The 18,037-nt window shown below is 68.2% G+C and carries 18 protein-coding genes; 5 read left to right on the top strand and 13 right to left on the bottom strand.

The window, feature by feature from the left end:
* Nucleotides 1–52 precede the first annotated feature (52 nt).
* Nucleotides 53–832 (bottom strand): transglutaminase-like domain-containing protein, encoded by a 780-nt coding sequence (locus A7E77_RS05150; RefSeq protein WP_063686353.1) that lies wholly within the window; start codon nucleotides 830–832, stop codon nucleotides 53–55.
* Nucleotides 833–909: 77 nt separating this feature from the next.
* Nucleotides 910–1,662, bottom strand: a complete 753-nt coding sequence (locus A7E77_RS05155; protein ID WP_043060200.1) for a Bax inhibitor-1/YccA family protein — start codon at nucleotides 1,660–1,662, stop codon at nucleotides 910–912.
* Between the two features lie 134 nt (nucleotides 1,663–1,796).
* Between A7E77_RS05155 and thpR the strand changes: the two genes are divergently transcribed.
* Both thpR and A7E77_RS05165 read left to right on the top strand, forming a co-directional pair.
* A complete protein-coding gene (gene thpR / locus A7E77_RS05160) occupies nucleotides 1,797–2,381 on the top strand; it encodes an RNA 2',3'-cyclic phosphodiesterase (RefSeq protein WP_063686355.1) in 585 nt (194 codons plus the stop codon).
* A 29-nt stretch (nucleotides 2,382–2,410) separates the two neighbouring features.
* Nucleotides 2,411–2,944, top strand: a complete 534-nt coding sequence (locus A7E77_RS05165; protein WP_063686357.1) for a superoxide dismutase family protein — start codon at nucleotides 2,411–2,413, stop codon at nucleotides 2,942–2,944.
* Between the two features lie 130 nt (nucleotides 2,945–3,074).
* Here the strand turns inward: A7E77_RS05165 and A7E77_RS05170 are convergent, their stop codons facing one another.
* Together A7E77_RS05170 and A7E77_RS05175 are read right to left on the bottom strand one after the other, a co-directional pair.
* On the bottom strand, nucleotides 3,075–3,833 hold the full coding sequence (locus tag A7E77_RS05170) for a hypothetical protein (protein ID WP_063686358.1): 759 nt from the start codon (nucleotides 3,831–3,833) through the stop codon (nucleotides 3,075–3,077).
* Nucleotides 3,830–4,663 carry a hypothetical protein gene (locus A7E77_RS05175; protein WP_063686360.1) on the bottom strand — a complete coding sequence of 278 codons (834 nt, stop codon included), beginning with the start codon at nucleotides 4,661–4,663 and terminating at the stop codon, nucleotides 3,830–3,832. Before A7E77_RS05175 ends, A7E77_RS05170 begins: the two co-directional genes overlap by 4 nt.
* 115 nt (nucleotides 4,664–4,778) lie before the next feature.
* Here A7E77_RS05175 and lipB point away from each other — a divergent pair, with 115 nt between their 5' ends.
* The 3 genes from lipB to A7E77_RS05190 all read left to right on the top strand — a co-directional run bounded on the left by lipB (nucleotide 4,779) and on the right by A7E77_RS05190 (nucleotide 6,801).
* Nucleotides 4,779–5,489: a lipoyl(octanoyl) transferase LipB gene (gene lipB / locus A7E77_RS05180; RefSeq protein ID WP_183949497.1), complete on the top strand. Its 711-nt coding sequence runs from the start codon at nucleotides 4,779–4,781 to the stop codon at nucleotides 5,487–5,489.
* 88 nt (nucleotides 5,490–5,577) lie between these two features.
* On the top strand, nucleotides 5,578–5,844 hold the full coding sequence (locus tag A7E77_RS05185; protein WP_017979986.1) for a hypothetical protein: 267 nt from the start codon (nucleotides 5,578–5,580) through the stop codon (nucleotides 5,842–5,844).
* A 228-nt stretch (nucleotides 5,845–6,072) separates the two neighbouring features.
* Nucleotides 6,073–6,801, top strand: coding sequence for a hypothetical protein (locus A7E77_RS05190; protein WP_226341858.1), 729 nt, complete (start codon nucleotides 6,073–6,075; stop codon nucleotides 6,799–6,801).
* A 234-nt stretch (nucleotides 6,802–7,035) separates the two neighbouring features.
* On the opposite strand, the gene queE is transcribed toward A7E77_RS05190, so the two are convergent.
* From queE to A7E77_RS05235, 9 genes are all read right to left on the bottom strand, one after another.
* Nucleotides 7,036–7,668 (bottom strand): 7-carboxy-7-deazaguanine synthase, encoded by a 633-nt coding sequence (queE, locus tag A7E77_RS05195; RefSeq protein WP_063686365.1) that lies wholly within the window; start codon nucleotides 7,666–7,668, stop codon nucleotides 7,036–7,038.
* Nucleotides 7,669–7,672: 4 nt separating this feature from the next.
* Complete coding sequence (queC, locus tag A7E77_RS05200) at nucleotides 7,673–8,383, bottom strand: 7-cyano-7-deazaguanine synthase QueC (protein ID WP_043060167.1); 711 nt, start codon at nucleotides 8,381–8,383, stop codon at nucleotides 7,673–7,675.
* Nucleotides 8,384–8,559: 176 nt separating this feature from the next.
* Nucleotides 8,560–9,471, bottom strand: a complete 912-nt coding sequence (locus A7E77_RS05205) for an Hsp33 family molecular chaperone HslO (RefSeq protein WP_063686367.1) — start codon at nucleotides 9,469–9,471, stop codon at nucleotides 8,560–8,562.
* 149 nt (nucleotides 9,472–9,620) lie between these two features.
* Nucleotides 9,621–10,502, bottom strand: a complete 882-nt coding sequence (locus tag A7E77_RS05210) for a GNAT family N-acetyltransferase (RefSeq protein WP_226341859.1) — start codon at nucleotides 10,500–10,502, stop codon at nucleotides 9,621–9,623.
* A complete protein-coding gene (locus A7E77_RS05215) occupies nucleotides 10,499–11,449 on the bottom strand; it encodes a polysaccharide deacetylase family protein (RefSeq protein ID WP_063686371.1) in 951 nt (316 codons plus the stop codon). Before A7E77_RS05215 ends, A7E77_RS05210 begins: the two co-directional genes overlap by 4 nt.
* A 211-nt stretch (nucleotides 11,450–11,660) precedes the next feature.
* The gene (locus A7E77_RS05220) at nucleotides 11,661–14,477 is read right to left on the bottom strand and encodes a DUF3857 domain-containing protein (RefSeq protein WP_063686373.1); all 2,817 of its coding nucleotides are present in this window, start codon (nucleotides 14,475–14,477) and stop codon (nucleotides 11,661–11,663) included.
* 369 nt (nucleotides 14,478–14,846) lie between these two features.
* Nucleotides 14,847–16,769 (bottom strand): excinuclease ABC subunit UvrC, encoded by a 1,923-nt coding sequence (gene uvrC / locus A7E77_RS05225; protein ID WP_063686375.1) that lies wholly within the window; start codon nucleotides 16,767–16,769, stop codon nucleotides 14,847–14,849.
* A 40-nt stretch (nucleotides 16,770–16,809) separates the two neighbouring features.
* Nucleotides 16,810–17,316 (bottom strand): hypothetical protein, encoded by a 507-nt coding sequence (locus A7E77_RS05230; protein WP_063686376.1) that lies wholly within the window; start codon nucleotides 17,314–17,316, stop codon nucleotides 16,810–16,812.
* A 189-nt stretch (nucleotides 17,317–17,505) separates the two neighbouring features.
* On the bottom strand, nucleotides 17,506–17,826 hold the full coding sequence (locus tag A7E77_RS05235) for a DMT family transporter (RefSeq protein WP_017979997.1): 321 nt from the start codon (nucleotides 17,824–17,826) through the stop codon (nucleotides 17,506–17,508).
* Between the last annotated feature and the right edge of the window lie 211 nt (nucleotides 17,827–18,037).

An 18,037-nucleotide genomic window follows, 5' to 3' on the forward strand; every position in this document is an offset into this window, starting at 1 on the left:
GTACAGGGGAAGAACGATTGCCCGATCGTTTCCGTTCCTAGCCGGCGGACCGTCAGCCCTGCGTCACCCGCACGGTCTGCGCGACGAATTGCGCGGTGCCGAACACGGTCATGAAGGCGATGTCGGTGGCGTCGCGCCCCGCGCACACGCGCGCGATCGTGTCAGCCGTCGCCATGCCGGTCGCATCGACCAGCCGCCACGCGCCGTCCAGCCACAGTTCCGCGACCGCATGGAAATCGGGCGGATCGACCCCCGGTGCATAGGCGGCGACGCAGCGCGCCGGAATCTCGCCCGCCCGCGCCAATGCGACGAGCAGATGCGCATAATCGCGACACACACCCGACCGGCTGGCGAAGGTATCGAGCGCCGTCGTTTCGCCGCTGCTGGTATTGCTGCGATACTCCAGTTCCGCCTGCACCCAGGTGGCGAGCGCGGCGGCGAGCGCCCCGCCCTCCAGCCCGGCGAAACGGCGGCGGACGAAGCCTTCCAGCCGGTCCGACTGGCAATAGCGGCTGGGCAGCAGATAGGGGACGAGCGCGCCCGCAAGCTCCCGCACCGGCGTTGCGCGCAGCGGCGCGAGGTCGACCGGCGCCCGCTCCACATCCACGGTCGCGCGATATTCCGCCTTCAGCCATTGCTCGGCGCGGATCCAGCAGCGCTGGCCGACGCCATCTTCGCCCGCCACCGCGGCGATCGGATGGTCGCTCCAGATCGTCAGCCGTTCGTCGACGATACGCTGGTCGGGCGTTGCCGCCGCCTCGATCTGCAACAGTACGTCGGTCGGCGGGCCGATGATCGCATAATCGAGATCGACGGCGATAGTGAGCCGCATGGCTTGGCGTCCTTCACCCAAAAGAAAAGCCCGGCGGCAGCGCCACCGGGCTCGTATCCGTTACGCCGGACCGTCGATCAGTTGCGCTGCGAACCGAACAGGCGGAGGACGAAGAGGAACATGTTGATGAAGTCGAGGTACAGCGACAGCGCCGACATGATCACGGCCTTGCCGACCATGTCCGTACCCGCGACCTGGAAATACAGGCTCTTGGTACGCTGCGTGTCGTAGGCGGTCAGGCCGGCGAAGATCAGCACGCCGACCGCGCTGATGACCAGGCTCATGACGCCCGACTGCAGGAACAGGTTGATCAGGCTGGCGACGATCAGGCCGACGAGGCCGACGATCAGGAACGTGCCGAACGCCGACAGGTCGCGCTTCGTGGTGTAGCCGTAGAGGCTCAGCCCTGCGAAGCCCGCCGCGGTTGCGAAGAACGCACCGGCGATCGAGGTGCCGCTGTAGACGAGGAAGATCGTCGAGAGCGACATGCCCATCAACACCGCAAACGCCCAGAACAGCAGCTGCAGCGTCTGCGTCTTCATGCGGCCCTGGCCGAAGCTCATCGCGAACACGATGGCGAGCGGCGAGAAGGCGACGATGAAGCCCAGGCCGTTGGTACGGCCGGTCGGGCCGACCAGCGCGTTCACCGCGCCGCTGGTGGCGAACAACAGGGCGACGATGCCGGTCAGCAGCACGCCCGAAGCCATGTAGTTGTACACCGACAGCATGTACGAGCGCAGACCCGCGTCATATGCGCCGCTGCGCGCGGCATCGGCGCGTGAAGCCCCGAACGGCGCGGCGCTCTGCCGGGGGTCGGACCAGTTGGCCATGGTATCCAAAACTCCTTTGCCGGCGACACTGCCGGCTGTCCGAAATATCGGCCCCGACCCGTCCCATTTCAAGCGAAACCGGCTAGGATCGATCGATACGGCAACAGAACATTACAAAGGGCTTTTCGTTCATCATGTTGCGTCTCTTCGTCGCGCTCCGCCCGCCCCGCGCCATCCGTGAATCGCTGATCGCCGCGATGGGCGGCGTGCCGCACGCGCGCTGGCAGGACGACGAGCAGTTGCACTGCACGCTGCGCTTCCTAGGCGAAGTCGACCGGCCGCAGGCGGAAGACGTCGCGGCGGCGCTCGGCAGCATCCACGCGCCCGCGCCGGTGGTGCGGATCGCGGGCGTCGGGCGGTTCGAGCACAAGGGGCGGACGGACACCTTATGGGCCGGCCTCGCCCCGCACGACGCGCTGCGCCATCTGGCGCGCAAGGTCGATCAGGCGTGCGTGCGCGCCGGGCTGGAGCCGGAACGCCGCGCCTATCTGCCGCACATCACACTCGCCCGGCTGCCGCGCAGTGCGGGCATGGCGCCCGAGATCGAGGGCTGGCTAGCGGTGCATGCAGGCCTTGCCAGCGTCGACTTCGCCTGCCCGCATATCGTGCTGTACCAGAGCCATCTTGGCCATGGCGGCGCCAGTTACGAACCCGTTGCGCGCTGGCCGCTGGTGACGGCGGCGGAACCGGCACTGTCGCTGCCGGGTTCGGCCGGGTAAGAACCGGACAACTTTCAGGGAGATTTCCGATGCGCACGATGCTGATCCTCGGCCTGTCCACGGCGGCGCTGGCCGCCTGTGCCCCCAAGGACGAGGTGGCGGTGGGCAGCCCGGTCGCCGGTGGCGCGCGCGCCGTCGCGATGCTGAAGACCGCGACCGGCGCCGATGCCGGCCGCGCGACCGCGACCGAAGTGGCGGGCGGCATCCGCTATACGCTCGACGTGAAGGGTCTGCCCGCCGGCACGCATGGCGCGCATATCCACACGGTCGGCCGCTGCGACGCGCCCGACTTCACCACGGCAGGCGGCCACTGGAACCCGACTGCGATGAAGCACGGCAGCATGAACCCGCAGGGGCCCCACGAAGGCGACCTGCCCAATTTGATCGTCGACAGCGCCGGCCGCGGCACGATCGGCATGACCGTGCCCGGCGCGACCATGGCGCAGATGCTGGATGCCGACGGCGCCGCGATCGTCGTCCACGCCGGCCCCGACGATCTGATGACCGATCCGTCGGGCAACAGCGGCGGCCGCATCGCGTGCGGCGTGTTCACCGCGGCATAAAGACCCAAACCTAAGGCTACCGCCCTCACCCTTCCGCGGCGGCGCCGCTCCCTCCCTCCCCCCCGGGAGAGGGAGGGGGCCCGCGACCGAAGGTCGTGGGAAGGGTGAGGGCGTGGCCGCTCAGGGCAGGTTAGTCAGCCACCGACACCCGCCGATACGCCGCGACCGCGATCAGCACCCCCGCGATCTGCGCGAGCGTCGCCACGCCCGCCGCGAACGCATGAACGATCGCGACGGCCAGCGGATTGGCCCCGCCACCCTCCGCCGCCGTCCCGCCCAGCCAGCGTGCCACCAGCATGAACGGCTGCCCCGCCAGCACCGCACCCAGATAAACGGTGACGATCGCGCCGAGCAGCGAGAATTGCGCCTTGCGCGTCAGCCGCCACGATCGACCGACCGCCGCCATCGCCCCCACCGGCGCTTCGGCGAACAGGATCGGGCCAGCCAGCATGAATCGGCTCATCAGCCACAGACCGGGCAGCAGCAGCAGATACATGCCCGCCCCCGACGGGATCGACACGACCACCATCGCCAGCAGGTAGCGCGGAAACATCACCGCGGTCCGCTTCAACGCTTCGCCCACCGTCGGTCGGGCACGGTCGAGCAGCAGGCAATAGAGCAGCGCCGTACCGAAATAGGTGATCGCATAGGCGACGACCGACCCCAGCCCGTAATCGCCGACCCAGACGTCCAACTTGTCCATCCATGCCTGCGCGCGCGCCTGCGTGTCGGCAATGTCGGGATCGGGGAACGGCAGCGGCCCGACCAGCAGCAACAGCGCATAGGTCGGCACGAACAGGAACAGGCCGGCGGCGCGCACCAGCACGTCGGCCTCACGCCGGAACAGCGCCCAGGCATCGCTCAGCAAGGCGGCAAGCGTGATCTTCACGCGGCGGCCCGCGCCCGCAGCATCGCGTCGCGCGCGACGAACGCGACATAGGCCTGCGCCGAGAAGACGATCGCCACGAGGGTGAGCGCCGTCGATGCCGCCTGTGCCGCCACCGTGCCGACGAATCGGACCGTCGCCGCGGCATCGCCGCCCAGCACCAGCGCGGTGACGAGGCCCGCGACCGCCTGCGCCGCCCAGCCTGCGATCATCACGACGATCATGAACAGCAGCACCGCGCCGACCAGCCGCCACGTATGCCGCCGCGTCAACCGCCACGCGCGGCCGATCGCGCCCAGGCCCAGCCGCTCGCGCAGCACCACCGCGTACAGCGGCAGCAACCGCGCGCCGACGAACAGCAGCACGACAAAGGCGACCAGCATATACAGGCCGGCGAGCAACAGCGGCCCGGACGCCTCGGGGCTGGCCGGCGGCGTGCCGTTCGCCATGGCGGCAAAGTCCAGGTGCGACATCACCAGCAGCCCGATCGCCGGCAGGAAGGCGATGGTGGCGACGATGCCAAGCACCAGCATCACGCCCAGCGCGGGCAGCAGCCGTTCGGTCGCCTGCCGCTGCGCCGCGGGGCGCGTCGTCGCCGGATCGGTGGCGGCGGCGATGATCGCCAGCTGCCCCCAGATCGACGCGATCGTCACCGCGATCAGCAGCAACACGACGATCGCCGATCGCAGGCCGCCGGCCGGGGCATAGGATGTATAGGCCGCATTGATCACGCCCGGCACAAACACGGTCAGGATCGCGATGCCGGCCAGCATGCCGCCACGCCCGCCCAGCACCTCGCTGGTCCGGTCCCACACGTCACCCATCTTGACCATCGGCTCGCCCCCTTCGCGGTTCGCGCGCCGGACTAGCCCAACGTCCGCGGCTTGGCCACTCGCAACCGGTCCCGCACGACTTGCCAGCGTGCCGCCGCTGCCACACATGGCGACAATGAGCGAGATCGACGTCGGCACGATGCATTCCAACGCTATAGACGGGGGCCGCATCGAATGGCGCGTGTCGCCCGGCCTCACCCCCTATGACGTGGCGCTGGCCGAGATGGAGGCGCGCGCCGCCGCCGTCCTGGCGGGCGAGGCGCGCGAGCTGATCTGGCTGCTCGAACACCCGCCGGTCTACACCGCCGGCACCAGCGCCGCGCCCGGCGACCTGATCGACGCGCGCTTTCCCGTCGTCGCGACGGGCCGCGGCGGCAAATACACCTATCACGGGCCGGGTCAGCGCATCGTCTATATGGTGCTCGATCTCGGCCAGCGCGGGAAGGACGTGCGCTGCTTCGTCCATGGCGTCGAAGGCTGGGTGATCGCGGCGCTCGCGGAACTGGGCGTCTCGGCGTTCCGCGTCGAGGGGCGCGTCGGCATATGGACGACGGACGGCGGCCCCGAAGCGAAGATCGGCGCGATCGGCGTGCGCGTGCGCCGCTGGATCACGCTGCACGGCCTGGCGGTGAATGTCGCGCCCGACCTGTCCCATTTTGGGGGGATCGTGCCCTGCGGCCTGCCGGAATTCCCCGTCACCAGCCTTAAGGCCCTGGAACGCAACGCCGATCTCGCAACCTTTGACGCCGCGCTCGCGTTGACCGCCCCGGCCTTCCTGTCCTCCCTCGCCTGCCCCGCATCCCCCCGGGGAGAAAACGAGGCTTGAGGGCGGGCCGTTATGCGATTAATGTCTACCGTGATTTGGGAATTAAAGGGCCAGCAAGCCGTCCAAATCCTATTCTAGGGAGCTTCCAATGCGTGCAACCATCTCCAAGATCCTGACCGGCTCGCTGATCGCCGGCGCCGCTCTCGCCGTGTCGGCCTGCGGCCCGAAGACCGAGACGACCACCGAGAACACCATGGTCACCGACATGAACTCGACCGACGACATGGGCACCATGAGCGACAACATGACCGCCGTCGACGGCGCGTCGAACGGTGGCATGATGGCGAACGACACCATGATGGCGAACGACACCATGATGACGTCGAACACCACCACGACCACGAACGCGATGTAATTTCCCGCTTCGGGTTATTTCATTTGCGAAACGGCCGTCCGGGCAACCGGGCGGCCGTTTTCGTATCGGCCTGCCCTGCGGTAGCTCTGGCACAGACCCATGGCTGAACGGGGCAACGCTTTGGCGCATTCGCGACGAAATTTGCCGGAACATGCTTAATCAGGGATTGGGTCGCCCGCCAAAACCATCTAGAATTGCCCGATATTGCTTCGGCGAGGATGGGTTCAGATGAGTAAGTTGCGGATGGTGTTCGCGCTGGGATGCGCGGCGACCAGCCTGGTGGCGGCGGCGCCCGCGTCGGCGCAGTTTTTCCTGCGATCGCACGATTATCATGGCGAGGAAGTGACGGGGACGGAGGCCAATCTGGGCCAGGTGCTGCCCGGCGCCACCCCGGTGGAGCTGCGCGCGGCGATGGCGTGGAACCTGCGCGCCGCGCTCAACGTCGCGGCGCTGCAATGCCAGTTCGAACCGACGCTGTTGACGCGCGAAAACTACAATGCGGTGCTGCTCGACCATAAGGACGAGCTGGCCGGCGTCTGGCAGACGCTGACCAAATATTTCACCCGCACGTCGAAGACCCCGCGCGACGGACAGAACGCGCTCGACCAGTTCGGCACGCGCACCTATTCGAATTTCGCCACCGTCTCCGCCCAGCTCAACTTCTGCCAGACCGCCAGCGAGATCGGCCGCGATGCCGTCTTCGCGCCGCGTGGTGGCTTCGGCCCGCTGGCGCTGTCGCGCATCCGCGAATTGCGCAACAGCCTGACGCCGTATGGCGAACAGCATTTCCAACGCTACCTGGGCCGCGATTACGCCTCCAAGCCGCGGTTCGACCCGATCTGCTGGAACAAGAAGGGCGAATGGGTGACCAAGAAGTGCGGCGCCTTCGCCTGGCCGCCCGCCGCCCCGACCACGGTCGCCGCCACCGCAAAGGGCACCGAGACGGCGCAGCGCTAAGGGGATCGGGCGCGGTTCACCCCGCCCGTTCGGTCACCTGGCATGGTCCGGAATTCGATCTCGATGCCGCAGGCCGTTGGCGTCTTTTGCCGCCGCCCCATCCACCCGATCGTCATCCCCGCGAAGGCGGGGATCCAGATCCGCTAACCTTGCGGTTCTTTCGAAGACCTGCGCGTCTGGATTCCCGCCGCCGCGGGAATGACGGTTCGTGAAAAGCGAAGGCGCATTCCGCCCCTATCGCAATCCCAGCAGCTTGTGCGTCTGAAGCGACAGCCGCCAGTGCGGGCGCTCCATCACCAGCGCGATCGCGGCGTCGACATTCGCCTGGCCGGCGGCGTCGTCCATCGGCTGGAGCAATCGGTGCGCAAAGTCCCAGGTTTCGATCGCGTCGATGTCCGTGCCCGGCTGCGGCCAGACGAGCTTCAATTCGTCGCCCGATCGCTGCACCACCTCGCTCCCCGCCTTGGGGCTGATGCATACCCAGTCGATGCCGGAATGGACGGGCAGCGTGCCGTTGCTCTCGATCGCGATGCGGAAGCCCGCATCATGCAGCGCATCGACCAGCGCATCGTCGACCTGCAACATCGGCTCGCCCCCGGTCAGCACGACGAAGCGATCTGCCTGCCCCGCGCCCCAGAAGCCCGCGACCGCCGCGACCAGCGCGCCTGCGTCCGCGAACTTGCCGCCGCCGAGGCCATCGGTGCCGACGAAATCGGTGTCGCAAAAGCGGCAGATCGCCGTGGCCCGATCCTGCTCGCGCCCGCTCCACAGATTGCAGCCGGCAAAACGCACGAACACCGCGCGCCGGCCGGCGTTGACGCCCTCGCCCTGCAGGGTGAGGAACATCTCCTTGACCGCATAGCTCATCGCATCACACCCGGACGGCGTAGACCGTGGGATCGGGAATCCCTGCGTCCTCGAACCCCTTGGACCGCAGGCGGCAGCTGTCGCAGGTGCCGCAATGCACGCCGCCCGGCGCGGGATCGTAGCACGACCAGCTCAGCCCCATGTCGACGCCCAGCCGCTGGCCTTCGCGGACGATATCCGCCTTGGTCATATGCTGGAGCGGCGCATGGATCGTGAAGCGCTGGCCTTCGACCCCGGCCTTGGTGGCGATCTCCGCCAGCCCTTCGAACGCCGCGATGAACTCCGGTCGGCAATCGGGATAGCCCGAATAATCGAGCGCGTTGACGCCGATGAACAGGTCGCGCGCGCCCGCCGCCTCCGCCCAGCCGAGCGCGAGGCTGAGGAAGATTGTATTGCGCGCAGGGACATAGGTGACGGGAATGCCGCCGCCCTCTTCGGTGCCGACGCCATCCTTGGGCACGGCAATATCGTCGGTCAGCGCCGATCCGCCAAAGGCCGACAGGTCGAGCGGCAGGATGATGTGGCGTTCGGCGCCGAGCACATTGGCGACGCGGCGCGCGGCCGCCAGCTCGACACGGTGGCGCTGGTTATAATCCACCGACAGCGCGAGCACGCGATATCCCTGCTCCCGCGCGCTGGCGGCGGAGATCATCGAGTCGAGCCCGCCGGAGACGAGCACGACGGCCAACGGTGCGGCCTGGTTCTGGTTCATCATGATCCGCCGCCCGCTAGGCGAATCGCGGCCAAAAGAAAAGGCCCGCACGGGGGGCGCGGGCCTCAAAGGGAAGGGCGCAAGCGCCCTTTTAGGGAGAAAAGCGTGCGACGCTGAAGCATCCACCCGCCTGTATTAGCGGGAAATCCTTACCATCCGGTGCAGATTCGCCCCATGGCTCACGCCACCGCGGCGGCATCCGCCGGAATGGGGAATTTGGTCGCGCAGAACGCGCAATCGACCTGGATCAGCCCATTCTCGTCCGCCATCTCGCGCCGTTCCTCGGGCGTGAATTTGGCGAGCACGCTGGCGATATAGTCGCCGGTGCAGCGGCAGCCGCGCGACAGCGGTGTCGAGGCGAGTGCGCGCACCTCTTCCTCCTCGTTGAACAGGCGCCAGACCAATGTCTCGAGCGGCAGCGCCGGATCGGCGAGTTCGTCGACGCCCATCGTTCGGCCCAGCGCCTCGACATGCTCCCATTCGGGATGGTCGAGCCGCGTGTGCAGCCGCTCGCGCCCCACCTCGCCCTCGGGCAGGTGCTGGAGGAACAGGCCGCCGGCGACCGTATGTCCATCGCCGTCGCGGGCGATGCCGACGCTGACCAGGCTCGGGATCTGCTCGGACTGGACGAAATAGCTTTCGGCCGCCTGCGCCAGCGTGTCCCCGTCCAGCGGCACGATGCCCTGATAGCGCTCGCCGGTGGTAGCAAGATCGAAGGTGATGGCGAGATAGCCCTGGCCGAACAGCGCGAACAGCGTCGGCTTTTCCGGCATTTCGGCGAACTTGTCCGCGTCGTAATCGATATAGCCGCGCACTTCGCCACCACGATAGTCGCACACCAGCAGGCGGACGACACCGTTTTCGGTGCGCGTCTGCATCGTCAGCTGGCCGCTCGGGTCCTTCAACGTCGAGCCGATCAGCGCGGCGAGCGTCAGCGCCTCGGCGAGCAGCGCCTCGATCGCGGGGGGATAGGCGTGAGCGGCAAGCACGCTGTCGAGCGCCGGCCCGAGCCGCAAGACACGGCCGCGCGCCGAGCGACTGGGGATCGCGAAGCCGAGCGCGCGATCGAGATCGGTAGTGGATTGTTGCATGTCCGCGAGATGGGGCGTGGCACGGCGAGGGTCAACCGGTGGGGCCGTACCGACCCTCACCCTTCCGCGGCTTCGCCGCTCCCTCCCTCTCCCACCGGGAGAGGGAAGAGGCGCGCAGCGCCGAAGGGTGAGGGCGTGGCAATTCTCCCCTACCGCCGCACGGCGTTCGCCAGCGCCCGCAGCCGCGAATGACCCATCGCCCGCTTCGCCACCGCCACCGCGCCATCGAACCCCGCCAGCGCCGCCAGAGTCGCGCGATTGGCCAGCGTGGGCGTCAGCACCAGCAGGTCGACGCATTCCACCCCGCCGGTCGCGAACAGCCGCTTGTGCTGCCCCTCCCCTTCGGTGAAATCGAATCGCGCGAAGCGATCCCGGAACAGGTCCTCGAACGCCGCCGCCTGCAGCACCGTACCCGGCGACAGATCGCCGAACGCCGGATCGTGGCCGACATAATCATAGCGCAGCGCCTGCCCCTCGACCGTACAGCACAGATAGGCTGCGGGCTTTCCGTCGATCAGCAGCAGCCAGGCGCGCAGGCCATCCGCCGCCGCCAGCGCGCGCAGCCTGGCGACCGTGTCCGGCGCGACGGGCAGGCCCGAATCGAGCAACCGCTCCTGATAGGTTCGTGCCGAAATGCCACGCGCGATCGGGTGAAAGGCATCGAAATCCGCCGCGTCGCGATAGGCGCGCACCGCCATCCCCGCCGCCGCCACCTTCTTGGCCTTACGCCGCAGCGTCGCGCGAGCCGATCCCGACAGGCTCGCCAGCCACGCCGCATGCCCGATCGACAGGTCGGTGTAATACCGCGTGTAGCGCTGGCGCTCCCGCACGATCCGCCCGCTCGCGGGAAGCGCAGCGGCGAGGGCCGCGGGCAGCGAGGTCACCAGATAGCCGTCGCCCTGCGCTGGCGGCAACACCGGCAGCGTTCCGGCCAGCACGTCATCCAGCGCGAGCGGCACGCGCACCAGATCGCGCCGCACCGTGGCGAGCGTCCGCGCGCCCACCTGAAAGCGTAAGGGAATCGCGCTCACCGGCGCCGTTCCGACACCCAATTCGACCAGGCCTGCTCCGCCTGCCGCACCCGACGACGCCACAAGGCGGGGCCCAGCGGCCGGTCGTCCGCATCCAGCGCCAACACCGGCCGGTCGGCGAAATGCCGCGTCGGCAGCTCCGCCGCGCGCTCGGCCAGCCGCCGGCACAGCGCATCGAAGCGCCGGACATGCACGGCATTGGCATGCGTGCCCGCCCGATTGGCGAGTTCGAAGCCATGGCTGACGATCGTCACCGCCTGATGCGCCTCGGCCATCGCATGATCCAGCGCCGCCGCCGCCTCATGCCGCGACAGCGCACACAGCTGGAACGTGCGCAGCCGCCCCGGCAATTCCTCGATCACCGTCACCGGCACCTCGACCAGCTGCCGCATCACCGGTGCGATCTGCGTCGGCGCCAGCCGGATGCGGCTCACCTGCGCCTCGCCGCCATTGTGGCTGCTGTCATAGACGAAGCCCAGATCGGCGAGCGCCCGTAGCGTGTCGTCGTTCGCGGAATAGCTGCCCGCGCGAAACGCGATCGGCGGCGGTGCGCCGGCCGCGACCAGCAGCTCGGTCGCGGTGACGAGCAAGGCGCGCTGCTCGTCGGCGCCATATTCGTGCAGCTGGAACCGACCGTAACGGGTCTTGCGATCGCTCTCGTCGGCCCCGCGCCAATTGGGGTGGATGTGCAGCTGCACCTCCTGCCCCGCCGCCAGGATCGTCTCCACCATCCGCCGCACGGGATCGATACCGAAGACCAGCGCCGGCATCGGATCGACGAAGAAGCACGCCTTCAACCCATGGCGGGCCAGTTGGGCCAATTGAAAGGACAGCCCCACCCCCGCCGGCTCGATCGAACGGGCATAGATCGTATCGACGTCATATCCCGCGGCATAATGGCGCCACGCAAATTCGACATCGACGGTCAGGAAGACGGAGGTCGTCATCCCCTCCGCCCTATCCGCCGCCGATGAACAAATGCCTAGGCCGGGTCATATTTCAGGCCATAATGGCCGTAACAAATTATGTCTCGGCCGCTTTTGCGCTGCCCCACCATCGGCTTGCCATGCACCGATCACGCAAGACCACCATCGTGGACCCGCTCGATCGCGCAGCGCGACCCGGCCCGGTCGCCCTCCCGCGTGGCGGCAAAGGCCATCACGGCTGGATGCCGTAGCGCTTGTAATCCTCGTCGATCCGCGGGTTGATCAGGCGCGCGGCGGCGAGATCCGCCTTGCCTTCGGCCTTGCCCTGCCGCCCCAGGATCAGCCCGCGCATGTACAGGCTCGCCGCCAGCCCCGGCGCATTGTCGAGCGCGGCGTTAAGATCGGCGAGCGCATCGTCGAAGCGGTTCATGCGAAAGAACACCATCGCCCGGCTGTCGAGCGCCGCGGTGGTCGAATCGCTCAGCTCGATCGAGCGCGTGCAATCCTTCAATGCGGTATCGAGCGCGACGTTCAGCGTACCCTTGATCCAGCATCGGCTGTTGAGCAGCCGCGGATTGCCCGGCCCTGCCGCCACCGCCTGGTCGATCGCCGCGATCGCCCCCTCCTTGTCGCCGGTGCGTGCGAGCACGTCGGCCTTCAACGCGATCATGCCCGGCTTGCTCTTGCCGCCCGCGTCGATCCGTTCCTGTACCAGCTCGATCGCCGCGTCCTTCTCGCCGCGATCGGCGCGCAACGTCGCCAGCGCCTCGACGGTATCGTCGTCCGACGGGTCGATGCCGCGCGCGGCGGTCAGATCGGCGAACGCCTTGCTGAGGTCGCCGGTCTGCCGATACAGCGCAGCGCGCCGGGTATAGGTGCTGGCATCGGGCGTGATCGCGATCGCCCGCGTCAGATCGGCGATCGCCTTGGGCCGGTCGTACGTCTGCTCGTAGAACCAGGCGCGATTGGTATAGACCTCCGCCTCGTCGGGCTGGTCGGCAACGCCGCGATCGTACAGCGCGGCAAGCTTGGCGAATCCGCCGGCGCGCTTCGTCGCTTCCACCCGGGCGGGCAGGTTGGGCAGATCGGCGGGCGCGACGACGCTCAGCAATCGGTTCTTGGCGGCGCTGATCGCCGCCCGGTTGGCGGCGATCTCGTTCGCGGGCACTTCGGCGCCCGACAGGACCGAGCGGTCGTCGATCGTCACCACGCCATTCGCCTCCGCGACGGTCCGCGTCACCGTCACCCCCGCCATCGGCTTGGCGAAGCTGCGATCGCCCTCCAGCGTATAGCCCTTGCCGCTATCGGGCAGGCGGATGCGGGTCAGGCTGCGATAATAGGCCCCGTCGCCCGTCGCGACCGGCATCGCCGCCCAAGCCGCGCGCGCACGATCGGGTTCGAACGTCATCCCCGCCACCGTCCGGTCGATCACGCTGCGGTAGCGTTGGTCGACGCGATTCCAGTCGGGATAGGCGATGCCGGTGACGGTCACCGTGGCCAGACCGGTCGCGGCGTCATATTTCAGCGTGCGATCGACCACGGTCGCGGAGCCAATGATCCCCTGCGTCATCTTGTCCGCCATCTTGCGGATATCCTCGCGGCTCGCCTGCGCCTGCGCCGCCTGCAGCATCTGGCCGATGCGACCGCGCAGGTTGACCGTCGCGGTCAGCACCGCCGGCAGGTCGACGCCCGCACTCTCATCCAGATCGATCGTCGCCTCGATATGCGGCCGCGCCGGCGTGCGCATCGGCAGCGCGAGCAGCGGCGCTCCCGCCGCGCGCACCGGCAGCGTCCAGCGGAATGGCGGCGTATCGCGCAGGTCGGCCAGCCGGGCGCCGGCATCGGTGCCGTCCAGCCACAAGGTTTCGCCGTTCACGCTCGCGCGGACCAGGATATGATCGAACGCGCCGGGCGTCGGCAGGCGATCGGGCAGCAGGTCGCCCAGCTTGCTGCTCGCCAGCACCGGCTCCGCCTCGATATCCAACGCGCGCAGGATCGACAGCAGCAACAGCGTCTTCGCCTTGCAGTCGCCATAGCGCAGCTGCCACGTCTGGGCCGGGCTCTGCGGCTTGTAATTGCCCTGGTCCATGCCGTTGAACAGATAGCGGACCTGTTCCTGCACCAATTGCAGTGCCGCCGCGGTGCGCTGCATTGGGTCGCTACTCGCCGCCTTGATCTTCGCGACCTCCGCGGACAGCGCCGGATCGGCGGCGATCAGCCCGTCGGTCGTATAGAGCGGCGCCATCACCTTCGACACCGCCGCCCAGTCGGCAAAGCTCGTCGCCTCCAGCAGACCCAGCCGCTGGAACCGCACCGGTACGTCATTGGGCAGCTCGGGCTGCTTGGCGAGCGGCAGCGGCACGCTGATCTCGCGATAGCCGCCGACGACGCTCTCCACCGGCTTGGGCGCCTCGGCATAGAGTTTCCAGCGCACCTGATCGGTCGCCGGCCACAGCACGCGGGCCCGCGCATAGCCGATCTTCAGCGGCGCCGATGGCAGCGGCTGGAAGCCCTGCATCGCGCCCTGCAGGACGGCGTCCTTGCGCGTGATCGACACGACGACGTGCAGGATGTCGCCGACGCGCAGGCCCTCCACCGCCATCGTCGCGGTCAGCATGCCATCCAGCTGGCGCTGTTCCAGCTTCTGTTCGCGACGCAGCACGTCGAACCCCGCCTTGGCGCCTTCCGCGTTCGCCTTCAGCAGGTCGATACGCTCGGGACCGCGGATGATCTCGGCGCGGTGGACGATCAGGTCGCCCGCCGCCGGCTGCCATTGCAGGCTGACCGTCCCCGCCTGCCCCAGCATCTCGGCCGTCGCGATCCGCGTCGCGGTATCGGTATATTGCCACACCGTGCCGCCCTCCAGCCGCTGCTGGTTGTCGAGCACCATCAGCACCGGCGAATCTGGCGTGACGCTGGCGGGATCGACCGCCGGTGCCGGCTTCACCCAGGCCGGCACCGGCTGGTAGAGCACCTTGTCGGCCGCCTGCGCCACCCAACTGGTCGACCCGAACAGCGCCACCAGCGCCAGTCGCCGCATCTTCATCATAATCCCCCCTGCCATCCCAAAAGCAGATGACGTCACACCACACGCCGTTCGTGCTGAGCCTGTCGAAGCACGCCCCTCCCCAAGCATGACGCTCGCGGCGACGGGCCCTTCGACAGGCTCAGGGCGAACGGTGCAAGCGATCACCCCCGGATGACCCCGCCCCCGATATCGATCAGTCTAGCGACCCACGATGCAGCGGCAACGCAGAAAAGATGAGGATGCGGTGGAAGAGCACGTATCGCTCTTCTTCGTCACGCCGGACTTGGTCCGGGGTCCACTCTGCGGCGAGGGGGACGGCCGGAGGTTCTTGCCGCCCCCTAGCGGCCCGGTGGACCCCGGACCACGTCCGGGATGACGGGGGGAGTTACATCACCGCGCGTGGTAGAAGTCGTACACCTGCTGCGCGACGCCCGCTGACACGCGCGGCGCCTTCTTCAAATCCTCCAGGCTCGCGTTGCGTACCGCACGGCCGGTGCCGAAGTGCATCAGCAGCGCCTTCTTACGCGCGGGGCCGATGCCGGGCACCTCGTCCAGCGGGCTCGCCCCGATCGCCTTCGCGCGCTTGTCGCGATGCGCACCGATCACGAAGCGGTGGACCTCGTCGCGCAGCCGCTGGAGGTAGAACAGCACCGGCGCATTGACCGGCAGCTGGAATTCGCGCCCGTCGAGCAGGTGGAACACCTCGCGCCCCTCACGGCCGTGGTGCGGCCCCTTGGCGATGCCGACCAGGCACACGTCCTCGATGCCCAGATCCTCCAGCACCGCCTTCGCCGCATTGAGCTGCGGCTTGCCGCCGTCGATCAGGACGAGGTCGGGCCATGTCCCGTCGTCACGATCGGGCGCTTCCTCCAGCTGGCGGGCGAAGCGGCGGCGGAACACCTCGCGCATCATGCCGACGTCGCTGTCGGTCGCCGCCTCATTCCCCTTGATGTTCCACTTGCGGTACTGGCCCTTGCGGAACCCCTCCGGCCCCGCGACGACCATCGCGCCCACGGCATTGCTGCCCTGGATGTGGCTGTTGTCGTAGATTTCGATGCGGTCGGGCGGGTCGCCCAGGTCGAACAGCTCCGCCACCTCGCGCAGCAGTTTCGCCTGCGTCGTGCTCTCCGCCAGCCGCCGCTCCAGCGCCTCGATCGCATTGCGCTTGGCCTGGTCCATCAGCCGGCGCCGATCGCCGCGCTGGGGCACCGACAGCGCGACCTTATAGCCCGCGCGCTCGCCCAGCGCCTCGCCCAGCAGCGCGCCCTCGCCCAGCTCGCGGTCGAGCAGGATCGTCTTGGGCGGCGGCACCTCTTCGTAGAATTGGGTGAGGAAGCTCGCCAGCACCTCATCCTCGGGCACGTCGTTGGTGTGCTGCGGGAAGAAGCTGCGATGCCCCCAATTCTGGCCGCCGCGGATGAAGAAGGCCTGGATGCCGATCACGCCGTCCTTGCACGCCAGCGCGAAGACGTCGGCATCGCCCACGCCCTCCGCATTGATCGCCTGCTTGCCCTGCACGAACGTCAGCGCCTTCAACCGGTCGCGCAGCAGCGCGGCCAGTTCGAAGTCCATATTCTCCGCCGCCGCCTGCATCTGCGCGCCCAGCTTGGCCTGCACCCTGGTCGACTTGCCGGCCAGGAAGTCGCGGCAATCGTCGACCAATTCCTTGTATCCGTCCTTGTCGATCCGCCCGACGCACGGGGCCGAACAGCGCTTGATCTGGTACAGCAGGCACGGCCGGTCGCGCGTCTTGAAGAAGCCGTCGGTGCAGCTGCGCAGCAGGAACAGCTTCTGCAACGCGTTGAGCGTGTTGTTGACGCTGCCCGCGCTGGCGAACGGCCCATAGTAATTGCCCGGCGCCCGCCGCGCCCCGCGATGCTTCTGCACGCGCGGGAAATCGTGGTCGCCGCGCAGCAGGATGAACGGGAAGCTTTTATCGTCGCGCAGCAGCACGTTGTACGCGGGGCGGTAGCGCTTGATGAGCTGCGCCTCGAGCAGCAGCGCCTCCGCCTCGTTGTTCGTCGTGACGATCGTCATCGACCGCGTCTGCGCGATCATCCGCTGGAGGCGCTTGGTGAGCCCCTTCACCTGCGTATAATTCGCCACCCGCTGCTTCAGCGAGCGCGCCTTGCCGACGTACAGCACGTCGCCCTTGGCATCGTGCATGCGATAGACGCCGGAGCGCGTCGGCAGCGTTTGCAACACGTTACGTATCGCGGCGACCCCCGCCTCTATATCGGGGGTATCCGATCCGCGGACGGCGTAGGTGGCGCGTTCTTCGTTGAATCGATCGGGCGGACCGTAGGACGACATGCCGGCCCATGTAGGAGTCGGCCGGGGTCGGGGCTAGAGGTTAACGCCCGTTCGGCAGCCCCTTGCGCGACACCGGCGGCGGCGCGCCACCACCCAGCGCGGCGAGATCATAGGCGAGCTTGCCCATCAGCTCCGCCGTCATCTGCCCGCCGCTCAACGGCGCGAGCCGGCGCAGCGACAGCGCCTGGAACTTGGACAGATTCTCGTCGTCGCTGAGCCCCGGCATATCCTTATCGAGTACCGCCTTCGCGCGGGGATCGGCGAGCAGGTCGACGATCGGCGTGTCGAGCGAGAAATGCGCGCGGGATGCCGGGGCGGCGGCTGCTGGACTTGGCGCTTCCGCCGGCGCGGGCGGCGATTCGGTCGCGGTATCCGGCTTCGCCTCGACCGGTTGCGCCTCGGGCTTCGGCGTCTCTTCGGTGGCGGCTTTGGGTTCGGCCGGGGCGGTAACCGTCTCGTCCGCCGGGATGTCGAGCGAGAATTTTCCCGCGCGTTCCGCCGCCTGCGTCTGGGTTCCGATCAACAGCAACGACAGCAGGATCGACATGGCTACACCTCACCTCGCGCCGTGGCGCGTTGGGGACCTGTAGCACCGCCTGTCATTCCTCGTCACCCCGGACTTGGTCCGGGGTCCACCGGGCCGCGAGGGGTTGGCAAGAGGCTCAGGCGATCCCCTTGCCGCGAAGTGGACCCCGGACCAAGTCCGGGGTGACGGCGTGAGAAGGGCTATCGCCCCTCACGCCTGCGCGAACAGCTTCGTCCCCACGATCCCCACCACGGTCACCGCCATGAAGCACGCCTGCACCAGGCTCACCTTGTCGCCGAACAGCAGCACGCCGCCGATGATGACGCCCACAGCGCCACAGCCGGTCCACACCGCATAAGCGGTGCCAGCGGGCAAGCCGCGCATCGCCAGCGCGAGCAGCCCCATATTCACGAACGACAGCACGATCGGCACCGCCGACGCCTGCCACGTCGCCAGCGTCGCCGCCCATTTCAGGCTGAGCGCCCAGCAGATTTCGGTAAAGACGGCAATTGCGAGAATAAGCCACGACATCGGATTGCTCCTGTGCGGGCTCGGACAGATGGGACGGCGCCGGAAACCCGTGAAGAGACGCACGTCGGAAAAGAAAGTCCTCCCCCGCCAGGGAGGACCGGGTTGAGCATGCCCCGCATGCTCAAGGATCGTCCGGGGGACGATCCGACCCGGTCCTGGGGCCCGTTCGGCGCAAGCCGAATGGTGGAGGGGGAGGTAAGGAACGCACGCC

Source organism: Sphingomonas sp. NIC1, from assembly GCF_001638925.1.
Lineage (GTDB): Bacteria > Pseudomonadota > Alphaproteobacteria > Sphingomonadales > Sphingomonadaceae > Sphingomonas > Sphingomonas aquatilis.